Origin of the sequence: Geofilum sp. OHC36d9 (assembly GCF_052400685.1) — a bacterium.
Lineage (GTDB): Bacteria > Bacteroidota > Bacteroidia > Bacteroidales > Marinilabiliaceae > CAZHHH01.
Window position 1 is genome coordinate 1 of sequence record NZ_JBQTGJ010000028.1, and the last position, 20,612, is coordinate 20,612.

Below are 20,612 nucleotides of genomic sequence, written 5' to 3' on the forward strand. Positions count from 1 at the left end.
AACCAGTATGATGTTTTATGTTTGTATCCCATTCAAGTAATGTTGTAAAATCTGTCAAGCTAATTTAGGATATTACAGCTTGACTTGCAAACCTCGTTTCCTGAATCGCGAACCTCGTTTCCTGAATCGCGAACCTCATTTCCTGACTCGTGAACCTCGTTTCCTGACTTGCAAACCTCGTTTCCTGACTTGCAAACCTCATTTCCTGAATCGCGAACCTCGTTTCCTGACTCGTGAACCTCGTTTCCTGACTTGCGAACCTCGTTTCCTGACTCGTGAACCTCGTTTCCTGACTCGCGAACCTCGTTTCCTGACTCGTGAACCTCGTTTCCTGACTTGCGAACCTCGTTTCCTGACTCGTGAACCTCGTTTCCTGACTCGCAAACCTCGTTTCCTGACTCGTGAACCTCGTTTCCTGACTTGCGAACCTCGTTTCCTGACTCGTGAACCTCGTTTCCTGACTCGCAAACCTCTCCGCGCCATCTTCATGCCTCTTTTATTTAAGCGCTGGCCCCGACTCGGCATCTTAAAAAATCGTTGTTTGACACTCGTACTTTAATTCTGCTCTCTCATCGGACAATGTGGCAGTTGAGAAATCCAAATTCTTGAACTTTGTTGTTTGATAGAAAAATTTCGGGATAACCATTGTTGGGTTGGGGTTGCAAAAACATTTCTGAGGCAAGCACTCCCCTCACCACAACACCGCCAAAAAAATCACACAGCCTTTCGGGAAATTTTGAAAGCACCATCTAAATTACTGAAAATTAGTCGTAGTCGAAACCAATGAGCGAAAGGATTGATTTTTTTAACAACAACTGGATTTCAGCATCTTAACTGGAGCTTGCAGGAAAGTCCAACTTCTGCGTTATGCTTGTCCCCACAATGGTCATTTACCATAGTAAACTCACATTTTTCGGGCTGCGCTAGCCTTGAATTTGAACTTTATATTTCAAACACTTAGTTTATGGACAGGCACTAATTAAGTCGTTTCCTGACTAAAACTTATCTTCCAATTAACACCAAATTTATCCGTACATATTCCATAATAAGCGCCCCAAAATTGGTCAGAAACAGGCAGTTTTATTTCTCCATCTTTTGAAAAAGAAGCAAACAATCTATCAGCTTCTTTTTTACTATCAGTATTAACGTAGAGTGAAAAATATTTTGATGAATGGTTTTCCTGTCTGTTGAGATCAATAATGTCGGCTCCCATTAAAATTGTTTCATCACTAATAGGTAGTGCAATATGCATAATATGTTCATCCTGGCAATTTGGGAAATTATGTCTTGCAACTTCTGGCACATCTTTATAGCGTCCAATAAAACGGAAATCCTTATTAAAAACAGATTTGTAAAAATCAAATGCTTCTTCACAATTCCCGTTAAAATATAAATAGGTATTAACTGTTGCCATATTTTTTTTTTAAATTCCTTTATGATGTATAGCAGGTGCTTTTCTTTATTGCACACCATCCCCGGGCTTGTTTTTTCTTTTTGAACGATGAATCCCGTCTTCAGTTAAATTGGTTTGGGATAGTCACTTTTTCTACTTTGAACAACTTTATATTTATCCTTCATATTCAGACCTCCTCCTTTCGAATCATATTTCCGGTTTTTTTATCATCGTCTTCCTGCTGTCCGCTTCATTATCCCAAAATAGAAACTTTTGGTATAGAGAATCACTTTCCTGCCAAGTGACAACGACTTTTGACACGAGCTAAACAATTCAACAGCCAACTGACCGCCAGACATTTTACACACAACACTAAGGCCTGTATATTTTTATCTCGTCCAACAATCTCCCTTTTGTATATTTTTCTAATTCTAAATTAATAGTAGTATCCTTTTCAGGATAAATCATCATTGTCTGAATTAATGGGGTAGTCCCTTCTGCGTAGAAAATCAAAAGTAGTTTTCCATCTCCAGGAACACGAACTTTACCTTTTTTAAGATTATATTCATAAAGTATCCAGCCTTTGTGAGAGTCTTTTACCAGTAGATGAGTGTCCTTACTTTTCGGAATATTAAACTCCAAAACGATACTTTCTTTTCTTTTTAACTTATAATCAGTAAGAACATGGACATATTGACTGTCTCTGAGAGTTTCAGCCATATAATTTTTAAAGAAGTCAAAGTCATTTATTATTTTTTGATTGCATTTATTAGAGTAATAAAAGTCAAAATACTCTTTCCTTTTAAAATACTCTTCATCTGGTGCATTAAAAAATATATCAGGTTTTAAGTATTTATCCTTAATCTCTACGCTATCTAAAGTGATAGGGAAAATGAAGGGTATATCAACAAATTTTCCTCTTACTAATCCAGGCAACCAGTCTTTAAGACCTTTAACAAAATTGAATGCAATGGAATCACAAATAGGGCTTGCTGATTTAACAATTCTGGTATTTTTTAATTCTCCATTTTCCCCAAAAATTGTCTCAACAAATACTTTCTCACCATAGCAATCAAGATTTTCAAAATCAATTTTGTCAAAATATGTCAATGCCTGATTTTCAAAGTCATTAAATATAAATAGTGTTTCCCATCCATATCCACCAATAATAACTTCATTCTCAGGGATTGTATCATATCCAACCTGTGCCGATAGATTTATGGTCAATAGCAAAAAAATCAATAATATATTGTTACGTTCTTTCATAATATCCCCCATAACCTTCCCATATTGCCTTCATCGTTTATAGCCTAAAAGAACTATTGCATTTAAATTGTCTTTTGCTCGTTATTTCCGGAAAAAAACAGACAATAAATTTACTAATTCGCTGATATTTACCAACTAAATTGGACAGAAACAGCACAATGCAAGCACTGGCATTCTTCCCAAAAACATATAAAACGCCAGTCAGTCAATAACACTCTGTTGTAATACGATTGGGATGTCGTTGAACCCGGGGTAATCGCGGGGCCGTTCCGACCACTCATACGCCTAGATGTTGCACTCTGATATTTCTATATCAGTTTACCCATTGCGCCCCTTACCTTTTTGACAACCAGATTTTTAATATAACCTTTTATTCCCTATACAATCACATGATTATCATCAAGTATAAAAAATACAGGGAAAGATTGAATTGAATAATTATTTCTTACTTCAACTGATGACAATAAAAATTTATAGTCAAAATTACTTCTATGCATATATATTCTTAGTGCATCTGAGTTATTACATGTACATCCTATTGATACAAAATCAAATTTCTCTCTATCAGATTCTGTTGATAGCTGCTAAAAAAAGGGATAGTGACTTTACTAGGTCCACAACTCACACTTGTAAATTGAATGAGAGGAAACTTATTTTTTTCAACTTTTCAGTGAGACTAAAATATTGTTAGTAGATTGAAAATAGTTGTCAAAACATCGGGTGTTTGACTATAACCGTATTATCACAAACACAATATATTCAAAAAGACGCTCCTAAGGTGATTGTTACATTGAAAGGCCGCTTCAATGGTCTTGTCAGGATAGCAACCGATGGGGAAACCGAGGCGAAGTAATTACCCCCCATCGTGTTATGACACTTTAAAATACCCGATTAATTTAGAAAACTTTTCTGCTTTATTCATTAATTCTTCAGAGGCAGAAGCCATCTCTTCAGAGCTTAAAGCATTTTGTTGTGCCACAACACTCAAAAGCTGCACGCTTTCATTCACCTGCTTAACGCCATTCCTTTGTTCTAAACTGGCCGATGAGATTTCCTGAATCCATTGCGCCGTAGTTTGTATCTGAGGAATTGAATCCTCTGTTAAGTCTTTAGAATTTGTGGTCTGTTCAACACTCATTTTGGCTAAAGCCACTATTTCTTCGGCAGCCACTTTGCTTCTTTCCGCCAATTTTCGCACTTCTGCCGCAACAACAGAAAATCCTTTCCCATGCTCACCTGCCCTGGCCGCTTCTACAGCGGCATTTAAAGCCAAAATATTTGTCTGAAAAGTAATGTCTGTAATCATATTGATCTTTTCTGCAATAGAAGTAACCGAATTCAGACTATTGACGGCAGCTTCACTTACCCGCCGCATATCACCGGCCGAAGAAACAGCAATTTTCTCAGTCTTAACGGAGTACTCTGATGTTTGATCAATATTGGCAGCAATTTCTTCCATGGTAGATGATATCTCCTCCACGGATGCCGCCTGATCATTAGACCCGGTTGAAATTTTTTCAGAAGTAACACTCAAATGCCCACTAATCTTATTAATTTCATTGGCTTCCAATTGCACTCCAACAATAATTTCAGAAAGCTTTGACACAAGCATATTAATCGCCCTGGAAATATCTCCTATTTCGTCTTTGTTATTGGTTATCTCCTCTTCTATTCTAAAATTCAGATCGCCTTGTGCCAGCCTGAGCAGATATTTAATGGATAGTTTCAGCCCATTTACAATAGATTTGGAAATAATTATTGAAATGGTGATAAATATGGCTAAACTAAATAGCAATACCCCGTTTATGATCATTGCGAGGTTAGAGGATTGTTCGTTGGCCTCATCAAAAGCTTGTTGCAATAAAATTTCTGACGAAGCTGAAATTTCGTTCAATAAACGTTTTAATACATTCAGCTCAGTGATCATTAACTCCATATCACGACTCACCTCTTCGCCCATATTACCTGCGATCATATTCTTAGAAGAGGAGACTGCCAAAGGATAATATTTATCAAGTACCAGAAGTGCGCTATCAATTTTTACACTTTTGATACCTCCAAGTAATTGTACAGCACTATCGCTGAGCGTATAAAACTCATCGTACAATTTAATTGTTGCATCAATATAAGATTCGTCCATAACAGCCACCCCATCCTGAAATGACCGTTGCATATTACCCTGAATGATTAACAAACGTTTACAAATTTCGCTATAAGGTACATATGCCTGCTGAATTTCATTCAAATGATGCCGACTGTTGTTATTGCTCCATTGAATTATAAAAAACAGAATGGCGATTACAAAAACAAATAGTCCTGGGAAAGTAGCTACTTTGGCACGTACTTTTAATTCCTTTAACAGTCTCATAGTATTTATTCTTTGATGACTAATGTTTTCACACCAGCAGTACTGGTCGCAGACGAAACATAACCAATAGCACCTGTATTATTTTTAACAAATTCTACAATTTCTTTATCTGTAGCTTTCTCAACAGGCGCAGTGGCCAGTCCCGAGAAAATAGCACGCTGCCAATAACTTCGCATAGCATCCACACTCTTATTAAACACATCCTTTGAAAAAGATGCCCTTAATTCGGCGCGCACAGGATGTTCAACAGGCGTGATCATGACGCCGTTGTCCCATTGTTTCTTTTTCTTCAGGAAAACCATGGATAACTCTTTTTTACTGATAGATCCGGTTTCGTTTGCGTTGTTAACAATTACCTTATAGGTTTGAGCATCTGCACTTCCTGCAAGAATTGTTACAACCAATATAAATAATGCAATGAACTGTTTCATTTTTTTACTTGTTGTATAAAAGATACTAGAATGAATAAATCAGTGATGCAACAAAGCCATCTAAGTTCTGTACTTCTTGTTCGTAGTGCAAATACTCACATTTAACGGTGGTTTCAAAGTTTGGCTTATACATCAAACCTCCGGTATAACGCTGAAATTCAACATAAAAAGAAGTTTGATCTTCGTATCTCACATAAGGGGTTACTTTACCAAGAGCATGATTTAACTCAATAAAAGCACCTTTATGATCGATATATATGTCGTTAATTGTTAAGTCTGAATTCCATATTGCCCCTGTCAACTGTGTGTTATTATAAGTGAATTTGGCATCAAGACCATAACTAAATCTTTCTGAATCGAAAAGGAGTACCGTACTATTACCTATCACCTTAGCGGGCACCTTTTCTTTTTTAGAGTTAAAAACGCCCAGGCCAACATTTATATAATCTTGATATGCGAAACGGATATTACCACCAGCAGCCAGATTACGGGTTGCTTTATAGGAATCATCGACTGTAAAAGGACTGTGTAATAACTCTCCGTAATAAGACACCTCGTTACCGAAAAAGCCCACAGCTCCGGTGTTCAACCACATTGAGTTGTTATAGCCTCCTGCAAAGACATCGTAGCTCATATTTACGTCATCTCCAAACTTACCGTTCAATGAAACGGCATCCATATTTAAAGGAAAAAACTCATGATTTGAGATCAGTACCGGTAAAGTGGCGCTTATATTAACCGGCGCATAATAGTATGTGTTCATAGGACTTAGTGGCGTAAGAAAACGCCCTGCCTTAAAATTTAAATTCCGAGAAAGGCGGTACTGAATATTTGCTTCGTTAATCATTTGATCAATGGAGTAATCAGGCCGATACACAAATACCATTTTAAGAGAAACAACCTTAGTGGGTTGGTAACTGGCTAAAATACCTGCTTCAGAAAGCGCCACTCCGTATTCTTTGTCATAATCATCAAGCTCATTGAAATAATTGAACTCAGTGGAGATATACCCGCTGATTTTTGTTTGAGGCTCCCATTGGTCCTGCGCATTTATCTGAATTCCCCCAAATGCCAAAACAGCCATAAGTAATAATAATTGTTTTTTTGTAGTTCTCATATTTACGTTTTTAATTACAGTAATCGTTCATAAGTTTTTTTAAACATACTCCACCGCTTATTACTTAAGCAGGAGCAAGAGTTATTATACTTAGTGGGAAAAAATTATGTTGTAGTTGATTGAATACCTATCTATTAAAGCCCCATGCTAATTTCCCCAGTGACTTGTTAATAAATTGATAGATGTAAAGTAAGATTCATGAGAAGTTCTGCTTACGGCCTGCCAATAAACATGATTTTTTATCCGTCTTATGCATTACAGAATTTATTGCACCTCATAAACGGCTATCAAAAGACGCTTCATTGCCGCACTTCAATTAACCAATACAATGCTTATGACAAAGGTCTGATGCAAAAGCCTGATTTAATAAAGAACTTTAATCCACTTTTTAAAACTGAGTTGTCACCCTCAATATTATCATTAATTCCTTGCTCCATTACCTTCTTTTTGTGGGAACAAAAGTGCAACAGAATAAAAAAGTGTGAAATAGGGGAAGTCCGCATTTTAGGTAATTAATTACCTAATAGCATTAAGGGTTTTCCCTTAGTACACGAAATTGAAAGATTCTCTGATAATTAATATCAGCAAGAAAAACCGGGTGCTTGAAAATAAACGTTCAAATTCAAGACTTGCTAAGCCCAAAAAATTTGAATTTACTCACTTAAATGACCATTTTTAGAACAAGCGTAACGCAGAAGTTGGGCTTTACAGACAGACTTTAAATAGTCGCATAATTATTTTTCAGCGCCCACATTACAAGTTGGGCAACATTTTTTTTCCCTGACTTTCGGAGAATATTAGATCGGTGTACTTCAATGGTTTTATGGCTCAAAAAAAGCATTTCAGAAATCTCTTTGGTCGAATGACCTTTACAAATCAACTGCAACACTTCTATTTCTCTAACGCTTAATTTATTTTCAGTTTCTTCAGGTTTAGCTATGGCATTAAGTGCCATTTTTTGTAAAATCTCCTGCGAAAAATAATTACCCCCATTATGAATTTCATGTATTGCTTGTCCGAGCTCATATTTACCGGCCTTTTTTAGCACAAAACCATGAGCACCGGCATTAATCATCTGGAGATAATATGAATCATCGGTATACATAGTTACCGCAATCACTTTTACTTCAGGTTTTATTGCCTTTAGTTTTTGAGTGGTTTCAATACCATTCATAACTTCCATGTTAATATCCATTAAAACCAGATCAATATCCAAATCATCGATAGCCTTTAAAAATTCCTGCCCGGAACCAAAATCGGCATTTACTTCAATATCATTCATTTGGTTTAAAACCATTACCAATCCTTCCCTAAAAAGTTCATGATCATCTACTACTGCAACACGTATCATAGTCTATTTGCTTTGGGTAACCACATTTTAACTTCAACACCTTGACCTATTTGGCTATTTAACACAAACTTACCGTTAAATGACTGCACACGATTTCTTAAATTTAGCAATCCCATACCAGCTTTTTTATTACCAATATCTTCAGTATTAAAGCCAATACCATTATCCTTATAATGCAAGTTAATCCCATATTGGGTCTCTTCTATATGAAAAGTAACCTTGGTTGTTTTGGCATATTTTATAGCATTGTTAATTAATTCGGCAAAAATTCGGTAAACGGTAACTTCTTTGTTCTTATCGAAACGTTGAATATTGTTATGTGTAAATATAATTTTGGATTTTTCTGACACATTTAATTTGGTGATAAATGATTCTATCGCCGCAATTATTCCATAATTAGCCAATATATGTGGACTAATATTAAAAGCAATTTCAGAAATAGAGTTAACTGCTTCATCCACCAACCCCGTTAATTTAGTTTTAATGAACTCTTTTTTATCCGAAGAGCTTTCATCCATCAAGGCCTGAGCATATAACTTAATAGTTGTTAAGATTGGCCCAATTCCATCATGTAGATCTGAGGAAATTCTTTTTCGTTCATTTTCTTCGGTGTGAATAATAGAATTCAGTATGAGATTCTGATTTTTTTTTCTTTCTGTGATATCCCGCTCAACCACCATGTAAAACTTTTCGCCAAGCTCTTTTAAAGGCGTAATATTGACCAGTGTATACACAGGTTTCCGAGGATCAACATGGAGATGAACCCATTCAAATATTTGAGTACTACCACGAAATGCCAATGAAAGTTTTTCGGGTAATTGAACGCTGTCATTTATCTCGCCAAAATCCTTATATACGTCGACATAAGGGATGTTTTCCTTACTAAACTGGATATCTGGATATAGTTTTTGAGCCATTATATTATAATCAACCAGTTCATTGTGGTTCATAATTAGAATCGAATCATTGGTGTTCCTATACAAGGTCCTGTATAGCACCTCACTTTTCGCCAACTTTTCGGTTGCAATTGTTTGTTCGGTTACGTCCTTTAAAATCACCAACGATATAGTGGTGTTATTATTCTGATTGATAACGACCCGCTGTGTTTGCAAAACCAATCTGTCCCCCTTTTTGTCTTTGATATCTAAAGTGAGATTTGACATTTTCTTTTTAGCCAGCGACAATTTTCTTCTTTCTTCAATAATGGGCACATAATTATCTCCTATTACATCTAAAATACAATTCCCCAATAAATCTTCCGGAGTATAACCCGTTATGTCGGTAAATGCCTGATTAAATTCAATTACTTTATAATTATCAGACAAAATGAGATATCCATCGTAACTGTTATTATAAAGCGTCCGATAATTATTGGCATGTTCAGCAGCAAGCAACTCTGCGCGTTTTCTTTCAGCAACCTCTTTAATTAAAGAGTCATTTAATAGTTTTAATTCGTTCATTTATATAAAATGTTCAGGAAGAATAATAATGCAAATACCCGAAAAGTTAAAAATGATTCATATTTAAGCTTACAGACAGTAAACCCGAATTATTTCTTGTATCTCCTTGTGTGAAGGCATAGGCAAGTGTTGTCACACTCACTCTAATACCTGTGCTATTCATCGACTGATCTGCACATGCTATTATAGCAGTGCCGCTTGTTATTAACACATCATCAACCAGTAGGCCTATTCTGTCCTCCAATAGAGGCGGATTTATAACATCGAAGATGTCGACAATCTTTCCCCATCGCCTATATCTTCCCTCAATGGCCATACTCCTGATAATAATGAATTTGTGTAAATTATCGGTCATCAGCTTAGCAGAAATCCGTTCAGCCACCCCTGTGACTATCCAACCGCTTTGATTGTGTCCCCGCTTAGCAAATTCTCTAGGATGTAATAAATTGGGCATCAAATAATCCATTGGCTCAAAACAATTCACTTCTATCAATTCTTTTCCATATAACTTGCCTAATTCGTAACCCGGCTCCATTGGCTTTCGCTATCTGAGGTTGTGCAAAAGATGTGTATCCATAATAGCTGTAGTACATAACATAAAAAAAACTTTTTCAATATTCACCCTACCCCAAAATATTTTATCCAAAGGATTATCATCCGCTAAATGAAAACAGGAGCACGGTAATTTGCGCAAGCATTAGGTCCTGATAATTATTTCATCCTTGAACAGCATAAAATTACAAATGAGGCATATTCTTGAAAAAACAACTTTAGAAAAAAATTATATAGTTCACAACAGGTATTTAACATATCCGACAACAGATGGTTTTAAAAAATAGAACTTTTAAACCATATTTACAATTTATTAATAAGAAAAAGATGTGTACCCTCCAGATAATAAACAATCAAGACATACATTTATCATGCAAAGATGTATATATAATGGAATATTTAATGAACTCAAAAACCGCTTAAAAATTGAAAACCAAACAATAAAATTTACCCTATTATTATTCGCGATTATAACATTTGTGTTAACGAGTAACTTTAAAAGAAAAATCAAAAAAATACAATGCTACAGTAGTCGCAAAACCAGATATTAATGATTCTGTTCTGAATAGAGTCACCGAAGAAACACTGGTAGACCTTAAGGTGATTTTGGAAAGTCACGGTTTAAAAGCAGAAACCGGTTTTGATGGGTATTTTACTTTTGAGAACGCAACCAGTTGGAAACTATACCATGAATGCTTAATCAATATCATTTTCAGTATACAACCTCATAACCTAATTCTCATCTTCCGGCTTAAAAGCATATTGTGTTTATGCGTATTTGTGCCCTTGATTTCCCGAAAAAACCGGACAATTAATTTACTAATTCGCTGATATTTACCAACTAAACTGGACACAAACAGCACAATGCAAGCACTGGCATTATGATATGCGTGTAAATTTAAGTTTGGATGTGTGATGGCTCAATCAGCGTATATTAAAGCAAATGGCCTGGTCATCAACGTATCTATCATTTCGCCCCATTGCATACCATCTAAGCTTATTCCTGCCATAATCCTATCGTCGTCAAGCAATGACCGGGCAGCCGCAGCTCCTCCTTGTGAGTGCCCTAACACACCATTTTTTTTTTTGCAGAATCAACATGCTAAGTTAAAAAAGTAAACGTGTCACAATTTTTCAATTGATCAATACCCAAAGAATAGAGAAAAGACAAACCACGTATCAATATTAGTTCTAAAATCCATCTGTTTTTTATTAAAACGACTTACACTATACCATTGCAGACCAATGAATTTATCAAGCTAACTTCAACGGCTTGCGATTGAGCAGACCAAGTGCGTGTAACTTCGTCGATTTTCAATTCATTCCAGATCTCCCACCGAAACATAAATAACTTCGCGTCAACATACCACATCCATTATAACACTTCATCAATCCACCCCTTCGGCATTCAATTTAACCCGATAAATTGATGTGCGTGCAGTTATAAAAAGTTGATTTCTGTCTTTACCACTAAAACAAATATTTGATGGTTTTTCCGGTACTGCGATGGATTCTAATAATACGCCTGAAGGTGAAAAGATGTCTACTGCTTGTTTTCCACCAGTGGTTAAATACATATTTCCGGCTTTGTCAATGGTCATTCCGTCACAGCCAAATTCAACAAAAAGCGTTTTATTTGCCAGAGAACCATCCGCCTGAACATCATACTTATAAGTTTTGCCCGCCTGCGCGTCGGTCACATAAAGTATTTTCCCGTCGGGCGTTCCGAGTAGGCCATTGGGTTTTTCAAAATCATCGCAAACTCTGATAACGGATGTATGACTTGGGTTGATATAATACACATGCATCCCGTCCTGAGGGAGTTCGGTATCATCGCCACCATATTTTGGATCGGTGAAGTAAACGCCCCCTTTGGCATCAGGCCATATATCATTGGGCTGATTAAACCTTTTTCCATCGTACTGAGTGGCAATCGCTTTATAATCACCATCAGGACTTGTTGAGGTAATCTGCCCCTTTTCACCTTCACAAACCAATAAATTTTCGTCTTTATCAAAATACAATCCGTTGGCTCTACCACTGTTTATTCGAAAAGTGTCGAGCTGATCATCTAATGTCCAGATTAAAATCAGGTGATTGGCAACATCCGTAAAGTAAACATTTCCTTGTGCATCAACGGCAGGGCCTTCTGTGAATGTAAAACCACCAGCCAATTTCTCCAATTCTGAAACGATGAATGATTCCGGTTGTGCTTCACCTTTTTGAGCGCTTTTTTTCCCTGGTTTGTTTGCACAAGATACGAGTGCAAAAACAATTAAAATCAATGTGATATTTTCCATGGCGACGTTGATTTTATATTTAGAATGTGAAAAAAATGTGAATTGTTTGTTTCGTTTTAATGGGTGCGAACGTTGAGTATATGGCAAGTAAGGCATTTCGATGAACAAACCTATCAAGTTTGCACTGAGACGGAGCTTTTGATTTGGCACCGCTAAATCATTTTTATAGTAGCCGAAGCAAAAGCTTCGGCGATGTAGCATCGAAGAACTGTCGTTCAATTACTCACTATCCGCCTTGAGCGATTAAAGTAATTCCGTAAACTTTTAAATTATATTTACCAATACCACCTTTCATCTTAATGCTCAAAACAATAAAGGATCCTATAATAATAAGTCCTATAAATATTGAAATTATTGTATATTCTTCCATCTTTTTATTTTTTACCCATCAATTCCTGACGAGCTTCTGCTGTTAATATTATGCTGATTAAATTCACGTTACTCGATACTTCATAACCCATTTCCCTACGAATTTCTTTAAAAAACTCATCACCATCTTTCAATAAAGAAAATGTTTCTCTATTTTGAACCATCTTATCTTCATATTCGATGAATTTTTTAATTAATCTGTCACTACCCCAATTCATTAATCCTCTTTTGAAATTCATCATTTCCTCTATAGACTTTTTTGATATTGGTGATGCTCCTTTTTTCTTTGATTGGGAAAGTCCTTCAAAAAAGGCATTATAGAAATGTTCAAAAACTTTTTGCTTCTCTTTAGTAACCAAAAGTTCATATCCTCTTTCTTTTGCTTTTTTGTTGTTTATACTAACCGTTAACACAGAAGTAAAAGCAGCGAGAATAATCGCAACAATACTAAAAACTGAAATTTTAGTTTTAGTGTCTTCAATATACCAAATTGCCCAAATCAATAATCCAATTAACATGGTAAAAAGGAAAATCATCCATAAGTATTGAAGTATATTTTTCATGTATCAGTTCTTTATAATGAATGCTAACGCATCCATAACGCCATCCTCATTTATTTATAACCCAAAAACGTTATTGTATTTATATTGTCTTTTGCCCGTGATTTCCGGAAAAACAGACACTGAATGTACTAATTCGCTGATATCTATCAAATAAGTTGGACAAAAACAGCTCAATGCAAGCATGAATATTCTTCCCAAAAACATAAAAAATAACAGTCAGTTGTAGCCCTGGCGGGATATCATTCAACCCAAGGTGATCGCGGGGTCGTGCCGACCGCTGAGCCCCCTATATATTAGTGACTGATATTTATTCAACTTCAAAACTCATTGTTTTAAAATTAATTTTTATCATTTCGAAAGGCAATAACATATCTTGTCCTATCACTCCATCAAATTCAACTTTATCAGTAAAAACATTCTTAATGGATATTTTTTTTAAAAAACTTTCTTTATCTCCAATTTTATATGGGAAATGATTTAAACTGTAGCTCATTATTTTTCGCTCACCCCCAAGACCTGTAACCGGAGTTTCTTTGGGGTCACTAAATTTGTCAATTTCTTCTTTATGTTTTTCAAGATAGCCCAGGCATAAGTGCGATTCATTAGCTCCATAATCCAACGCCATATTCAAAGTGTCTGGGCCAGAATTGACTCTAACGTAAGGACACTTGCCTGATTCTTCAGAAAAAAACATATTTTTAAAAGTAGCCTCCTGCGTCTTTTGAGGTATAAATAAACTTCCATCTTTCTTAATATGAACTTCCTCCATTAAGAGCATTTCAGGTATACCAATAATACCACTAACGATAAAATCGTAATCTGGAATATTCATAATTGGCATTACTAAAAGAATTACATTTTCGAATAAAATATCTCCAACATACAAAGTATCAGCGACAGCAAGTTTTGCCTTAATTGCGAAAGATGGTGTTTCAACATTTATATTAGTATCGTAAATGGTCATTCCCATTTGTTCTGCTTTTGACATAGATATACACGACGTTGTTGCTCCTGTATCAAATAAAAAATCTTTACTTATCCCACCACTTCTAACAGGCACTGTGACATAGTGTAAAGCTGGATTTCTTGAAGATTTAATTTCCGTATCTCCTTCTTTGTGTATAATAGTTGGTTCTAAATGTGTAATTTTCCCGTAAAGTTCAATATTATTTTTATAGTCTTCTGTTTTTGTGCTATCTAATAAATTTGCATATTCTTCCAACAGCAAATGACTAATATTAAACACTTTTTCATATTGGAACAATCGTATGTAGTTTCTGATTTTTATTTGTAATAAGTTGCTTACAATAGTGTCGTTAAGTCTCTTTTTATATTCTGTTAATAGTTTATCAATACATTGCAGAGAAGATTCACTTTCATTAAAAACTTCAAGACAAAGAGCCTGATAATATAAAAATCTATCTTCAGACAGTTTTGTCTTTGCTGCATTAAGCTTTTTACTTAATTTGAAATAGTTCTTGTTATTTAATAGATTTTCTAACTCTTGATCAACCTTGAAATTAGTTTTAACTTCATGCGAACAGGAAAGTGCCAAAAAGACCAAAACTCCTAGCGTTATTAGTAATTTCATTTTTATATATGTCTTTATTATTTAATTTCAGTCGTTTATTTTACTTCCACTAACGCACCCCTTCCGCCATCCTCATTTATAACCCAAAAACGTTATTGTATTTATATTGTCTTTTGCCCCTGATTTCCGGAAAAACAGACACTGAATGTACTAATTCGCTGATATCTATCCAATAAGTTGGACAAAAACAGCTCAATGCGAACATGAATATTCTTCCCAAAAACATATAAAACGACAGTCAGTTGTAGTCCTGGCGGGATGTCGTTCAACCCGGGGTGATCGCGGGGTCGTGCCGACCGCTCATACGCCTAAATATTATGTACAGTTTTAATCCTCGGTCTCTAATAATCCTTCTATTTCTGAATAAGATTTGATAATTTTTATTGTCACAATGCATAATCCAACTCCTAAAACTTCACCTATTATATCAAATATTGTTCCTGTCTGAAGTTCAGGTAAAGTATTTGCATTACTTGATAATCTATAAATAATTTGGCCTAATATTCCATTTGCAATCCACAAAGTCCACCATAATCCTAAAAAATTTGTAGTCAAGTCAATTTGGGACGTATTATCCATATCCAATATTATCCTTCTTGTTTCCTCATATAGCTCTTTCATTATCTGAAAGGGACGATACAAGTTAACAAATGGTACAAACCAACATCCCGCAGCCCAACCTTCGTCAAATGATAGTTTTTGAACCTTTTGATGTAAATTGAAATATGCTCTCCTAAACCACATAATAAAAAGCACTCCTGATATTACATAAGCAATCATATACAGTATTGCTATAATTTTCTCCCTCAAATCATTAGCTGTTGCAGCATCGTTAGTTATTTCTCCACCATTTGCGATTATCTGTAATAAATCATACTGGAGTCCACTTGAAATCAAGGAAATAACTTCTAATCCTAATACAATCCAAATGAATGTTAGTAATATCTTAGCTCTTTGGGCATTTGGTTTTAATTTCAACCCCTTATATTCTTTTACTATTGCATCGTTCTCAAAATCAGGACAGTTATCTTCAAAAGCAGGTTTCTCATTGGTTAAACTACACACAACCCCTTGTTTAGTGTCGAATTTTCGCTTTTTACATTTTTTACAAAAATCTAGTTTATTCATTTTTTTCAATTGATAAAGTTTATTATTACTTTTTAATCTTTTAGAAAATTACACACAACGCACCCCTTCCGCCATCCTCATTTATAACCCAAAAACGTTATTGTATTTATATTGTCTTTTGCCCATGATTTCAGGAAAAACAGACACTGAATGTACTAATTCGCTGATATCTATCAAATAAGTTGGACAAAAACAGATCAATGCGAACATGAATATTCTTCCCAAAAACATAAAAAACGACAGTCAGTTGTAGTCCTGGCGGGATGTCGTTCAACCCGGGGTGATCGCGGGGTCGTGCCGACCGCTGAGCCCCCTGTATTGGCGGGAGTAATTAATTCATAGTCTTATTGTTGTTCCAATCCTAAGTCCCAGATTTTCCTCAAAATATAATTCTTCAGGTAGAAATCCTTCTGTTTTATAAATCATTCCTAAGTCAAAAGAAAATCCTTTTAACCAACTCCCTCTATTATTAAAAAAGAAATATCTTAAATCCATATCGACAGCACCTCCAGAAAAAGATTCATTTGTATTAAAGTCATAATCATCGGGCTGATTCCAAAAGTGGCCAGATATATTTGAGTAAATCCTATTGTGCAGTTTTAAATCAATCAAACTAAGACCAAAGCCATGGAACCAATTATTACGATTTTGAAATTGTCTTGCATAACCATGAATATTAAAGTCTTTGTACTTAATCCAAATATTTTCGTCTATAAAATCTCCAAATGGAGCCATGGTGTAGCCCATACCAATATTATAACTTATATTTTCTCCGGCTTTAAAATTCCCTTTACCAATCATCAATGGATTTAATAAGTTTAGCAACGAACGATACCCCATTCTATGAACATATTTCTTTTCGTCACTTGTTAAGTCTTTGTATTTTGTGTACCGGTAAAAATCCATATCAGGACGATATAAATGCCTTGCAGCTCCATAAGTATCATATCCAACAACATCTCGTTCCAATTCATTATCTTCTTCTTCAAGGTCAATTTCAAATCCCAAAAGCCCTGTGACATAATATTGTAAGATTCCTAATTTTCGAAACCAATATTCCCATTTGTAATATTTAAAATCATCTTTCTCAAAGCTTCCGATTGTCTCCATACGTTTAGTCAACATATAATCAGATTCCAGACCACCCGAATGCAGCCTGATATACGTCGGTAAATCAGTATCTCTAAGGTCTTGAAGTGTTTGGTCAGTGACACCTTTCACATAAGCAGCTCCGTATTTATTGAAATATGGTTGAGAGATTGAACCGATATTATTTGCGGTCAGAATTGAACGATGTCCTTCTTCGTGCGTAAATGGCAGAAAAAATAATGATTGAATACCTATTTGAAGCAGGTCTGCCACAATATCATTTTTTGAAACTGTATAAAGTCCTTTAGCAAATAATCTGTAACCTGACAAATAACTTTGATTCACCTGTCTCATTGTAAATAATTGAGATGGCGTATCCTGTATTATAAAGCTATAATCTGTAAATTTTCTTAAAGTATCTTTCTGTCCAAATACCTGTATTATTGGAAGTAATAAAATAATCAATGCAAGTTTTTTCATATGATTATAATTTGTTTTTCAGTTGCCATATGGAACTCGCCTAGCTTAATCATTTTCCTGTGTATGAATCAATTCATATGGCTCGTTTCATATTATGTAGGGTTCAGGTTTTATTACCGCTAATCTGCCAGCCCGCCATCATCATTTCCGATCCAAAAGCTTTATTGTATTTATATTGTCTTTTGCCCGTGATTTCCGGAAAAACAGACACTGAATGTACTAATTCGCTGATATTTATCAAACAAGTTGAACAAAAACAGCTCAATGCAAGCATGAATATTCTTCCCAAAAACATAAAAAATAACAGTCAGTTGTAGTCCTGGCGGGATGTCGTTCAACCCAGGATGATCGCTGGGTCGTGCCGACCGCTCATACGCCTATATATTGTGGGCAGTAATTAATCAGCCTCAATTGCTTCTGAAATCTTAATTCGATAAACTAATTCATTTTCAAGTCCGTAATAATAATATCCATTGAACTTTAATAAAAATGCCCCATCTGAATCAGACAGTCCTTTATCTGTAATGTTATAGGTTTTTCCAGTTTCCAAATCCGCATACTTTAGCCACATTGACCATCCATAATCAATTAATAAATTATCAAACATATTTGAAACTTTTGTTGTGCTCCAATTTACATTTGATTCAATATCTATTTTTTTAGTCCATGAAGAACCATCATTACTTATAAAAACAGCGTTTCCACTTAGCTGCATGACATTCTCAGAATCTTTGAAAATTGCTTGTGTCGATTCTATTTTGGTTTGATATCCATTACCACTAATCACATATGTACCATCTGAAGTCAATACATAATCAAAGTCTTTAAATCTTACTAAATCATACTTTTCAGGGCTATTAAAAAACGGCAATTCTGGTATCTCAATCATCTTATCTACATTACCAGACAAGCCCCCCGTTTGATTTACATTAACCCTTAAAATGCTATAATAATCATCTGTTTTATCTGTTCCCGAAACATCTGATTTATCCCAACCATGCATAATTACAGAAAAATCATCTCCATAATTTGACATAATGTCTGACTCGAACATTCTGGTTTTGTAACCTCGTGTCAGATAATGCGGGATTTGCCTATGTTCAACTTCTGATTTTTTATTACTACCAATTCCTTGAAAGCAAATCGAAATAGAATCCGTACTCCCAGGTCTTGGAAAATAGTAAATCGGAATACTTAGAATCTCCGAATTCTAAAATATGTATGCTGAGCGAGTTTCTACAGACTTTTCCCCTGAAATTATTTGTGTATTAAGAATCTTATGGTCTTTGTCAAAAGTAACAATAGAATCTTTTGACATCAACACAAGTTGGTCATTTATGACTGTTCCTGTCGTAAAATTTCGATTAGACATTTCTGTGATTTTTTCCCAACTATACTCAGGAGTTGTTTCAGTCTTTTCTTTCTCACAGCTTATCAATCCAATAATTGCTACTATAAATATTAATTTCTTTATCATAACTATTGGTTTAGTATTAAATTTCTAATTTCAACGGTGCATTGTCTCTTTATTGCCCACAACGTCCAGCGCTATGGTGCGTGGCTAATCTTCTTGGTAGATATTTCTGGCCGTAAAGAATGCTCATTTATGGACGAAAATTGCTATAAATATGGTACTTAGCCATGCACTATAACGCGTGTTGTAATCCTGTGCTTTCCTTTCTAATAAATTGTATTACTCAATTGAATATTCTTTTAATGACATCTCACTTTCAATCTCACCATTATAAATCAAAGTAAACTTTATAAGTCCCACCTTTGGATCAACATAGAAAAATCGTTTTTCGTCATCTTCTTCATATCTCTTAAATTTGTCATAATATTTAATGCATGTGAATTCACCGGCAGATGTTTCTATGATTGTATCTAATTGAACACATTCAATTTCATTTGCTTCAGCTCTTAGCCCATCTTCCTCATTATAAATTAAATGGTTATAATTCCAAATATCACCAACATTTACATTCTTTTTATATTGAATTGACATATCAAAGATCGATGTAGCATTTACTCGTGCACCATATTGCAATAGATTCCCATCATCATCATGGCCCCAAAATATATTCCAGTTATTTTCCTGATTGGATGATCGATAACTTTCAACTACAAAAAAATTGTATTCCTTATTATCTTTACTTATAGAAGTATCCTTTGCAACTGAAAAAGTATGTTCACTTAAATTTTGTTCGGCATTAACATTAAAAATATCATACTTCCATTCATTCCCAACTGACAAAGGGAAAAATATTTCCTTTTTAATTACTACATCATCATCCTTTGAACATGATGCTAATATTAATATAAACACTAAGACTTGATAAATTCTCATTCTCATATAATTTTTATGGTTATTGATATTTGCATGGGTTACAACGCCTCCATAGAGGCATTATCATTTATAACCCAAAAACGTTATTGTATATATATTGTCTTTTGCCCGTGATTTCCGGAAAAACAGACACTGAATGTACTAATTCGCTGATATCTATCCAATAATTTGAACAAAAACAGCTCAATGCAAGCATAAATATTCTTCTCAAAAACATAAAAAACGACAGTCAGTTGTAGTCCTGGCGGGATGTCGTTCAACCCGGGGTGATCGCGTTGCGCCCCTCCCTTGGCATCGCCCCGCAGGTTCCCGAGTTCCGTAATTAAGCCCGGATATAGTTCCTGCCCACTGAAAGACGCCGGCCGTATAGCCAGTAATTCAGGTTTCTGCTATACTTATCACTCCGTTTCGCAGCCCCACAACCTGGCTCTTCACTAAAACAGGCCACCGGACTGTTCCTTTACGCTCAGCCCTGTAGCTTTTGACTGGATGTGCAACTTCCCGACTCCTCATCAAGGATTCACTCTCGTTCAGCTCCTATATCCTTACCTGTGCTATCTCGTGGATAGCCTTTTCCTAAACGCTCAGTACCATGGCTCTTTACCAAAGCACCTTTAGGAGGTTTAGTTCGTACAATATTTGCTTTTTATGGAACTCATGATTTACGCTTCGCTTCAATTGATGCCCCTTCCTGTAAAACGACATCGGTGGGTCAAGCATATAACTGCTTTCCACCATCTCAAATAAAGCATTCTGCACGGTTTTATGCCGATGTACAGATTTTTGGCACACAATGAGTAGTAGCGT

Annotated in this window: 18 protein-coding genes; all 18 read right to left on the reverse strand. The window is 35.4% G+C overall.

Translation table 11 applies throughout. The features are described from left to right. Window positions 1–979 precede the first annotated feature (979 nt). Window positions 980–1,414, reverse strand: coding sequence for a VOC family protein (locus tag ACT3CD_RS16415; protein WP_444646746.1), 435 nt, complete (start codon window positions 1,412–1,414; stop codon window positions 980–982). A 351-nt stretch (window positions 1,415–1,765) separates the two neighbouring features. Then, on the reverse strand, window positions 1,766–2,659 hold the full coding sequence (locus ACT3CD_RS16420; RefSeq protein WP_444646747.1) for a hypothetical protein: 894 nt from the start codon (window positions 2,657–2,659) through the stop codon (window positions 1,766–1,768). A gap of 868 nt (window positions 2,660–3,527) precedes the next feature. Beyond that, window positions 3,528–5,027: a methyl-accepting chemotaxis protein gene (locus tag ACT3CD_RS16425; protein WP_444646748.1), complete on the reverse strand. Its 1,500-nt coding sequence runs from the start codon at window positions 5,025–5,027 to the stop codon at window positions 3,528–3,530. 5 nt (window positions 5,028–5,032) lie between these two features. Continuing rightward, window positions 5,033–5,458 carry a hypothetical protein gene (locus ACT3CD_RS16430; RefSeq protein ID WP_444646749.1) on the reverse strand — a complete coding sequence of 142 codons (426 nt, stop codon included), beginning with the start codon at window positions 5,456–5,458 and terminating at the stop codon, window positions 5,033–5,035. A 25-nt stretch (window positions 5,459–5,483) separates the two neighbouring features. Next, window positions 5,484–6,575, reverse strand: a complete 1,092-nt coding sequence (locus ACT3CD_RS16435; RefSeq protein ID WP_444646750.1) for a hypothetical protein — start codon at window positions 6,573–6,575, stop codon at window positions 5,484–5,486. Window positions 6,576–7,293: 718 nt separating this feature from the next. Continuing rightward, window positions 7,294–7,926, reverse strand: a complete 633-nt coding sequence (locus ACT3CD_RS16440; protein ID WP_444646751.1) for a response regulator — start codon at window positions 7,924–7,926, stop codon at window positions 7,294–7,296. Beyond that, window positions 7,923–9,386: a PAS domain-containing sensor histidine kinase gene (locus ACT3CD_RS16445; protein WP_444646752.1), complete on the reverse strand. Its 1,464-nt coding sequence runs from the start codon at window positions 9,384–9,386 to the stop codon at window positions 7,923–7,925. The genes ACT3CD_RS16440 and ACT3CD_RS16445 overlap by 4 nt, the downstream gene beginning before the upstream one ends. Window positions 9,387–9,432: 46 nt before the next feature. Continuing rightward, complete coding sequence (locus tag ACT3CD_RS16450; RefSeq protein ID WP_444646753.1) at window positions 9,433–9,921, reverse strand: ComF family protein; 489 nt, start codon at window positions 9,919–9,921, stop codon at window positions 9,433–9,435. Between the two features lie 937 nt (window positions 9,922–10,858). Further along, window positions 10,859–11,011: a hypothetical protein gene (locus ACT3CD_RS16455; RefSeq protein ID WP_444646754.1), complete on the reverse strand. Its 153-nt coding sequence runs from the start codon at window positions 11,009–11,011 to the stop codon at window positions 10,859–10,861. A gap of 315 nt (window positions 11,012–11,326) precedes the next feature. Beyond that, complete coding sequence (locus ACT3CD_RS16460; protein ID WP_444646755.1) at window positions 11,327–12,238, reverse strand: SMP-30/gluconolactonase/LRE family protein; 912 nt, start codon at window positions 12,236–12,238, stop codon at window positions 11,327–11,329. 226 nt (window positions 12,239–12,464) lie between these two features. Then, entirely contained in the window at window positions 12,465–12,608 is a 144-nt protein-coding gene (locus tag ACT3CD_RS16465) for a hypothetical protein (protein ID WP_444646756.1), read from the reverse strand. Between the two features lie 4 nt (window positions 12,609–12,612). Next, a complete protein-coding gene (locus ACT3CD_RS16470) occupies window positions 12,613–13,170 on the reverse strand; it encodes a hypothetical protein (protein ID WP_444646757.1) in 558 nt (185 codons plus the stop codon). Between the two features lie 307 nt (window positions 13,171–13,477). Further along, window positions 13,478–14,761 carry a retropepsin-like aspartic protease gene (locus tag ACT3CD_RS16475; protein ID WP_444646758.1) on the reverse strand — a complete coding sequence of 428 codons (1,284 nt, stop codon included), beginning with the start codon at window positions 14,759–14,761 and terminating at the stop codon, window positions 13,478–13,480. Between the two features lie 327 nt (window positions 14,762–15,088). Beyond that, entirely contained in the window at window positions 15,089–15,889 is an 801-nt protein-coding gene (locus ACT3CD_RS16480) for a DUF4328 domain-containing protein (RefSeq protein ID WP_444646759.1), read from the reverse strand. Between the two features lie 336 nt (window positions 15,890–16,225). Further along, window positions 16,226–17,458: a hypothetical protein gene (locus tag ACT3CD_RS16485; protein WP_444646760.1), complete on the reverse strand. Its 1,233-nt coding sequence runs from the start codon at window positions 17,456–17,458 to the stop codon at window positions 16,226–16,228. A 397-nt stretch (window positions 17,459–17,855) separates the two neighbouring features. After that, window positions 17,856–18,494: a hypothetical protein gene (locus ACT3CD_RS16490; protein WP_444646761.1), complete on the reverse strand. Its 639-nt coding sequence runs from the start codon at window positions 18,492–18,494 to the stop codon at window positions 17,856–17,858. Between the two features lie 174 nt (window positions 18,495–18,668). After that, on the reverse strand, window positions 18,669–18,935 hold the full coding sequence (locus tag ACT3CD_RS16495; RefSeq protein WP_444646762.1) for a hypothetical protein: 267 nt from the start codon (window positions 18,933–18,935) through the stop codon (window positions 18,669–18,671). A gap of 216 nt (window positions 18,936–19,151) precedes the next feature. Continuing rightward, window positions 19,152–19,805, reverse strand: a complete 654-nt coding sequence (locus tag ACT3CD_RS16500; protein ID WP_444646763.1) for a hypothetical protein — start codon at window positions 19,803–19,805, stop codon at window positions 19,152–19,154. Window positions 19,806–20,612: the final 807 nt, after the last annotated feature.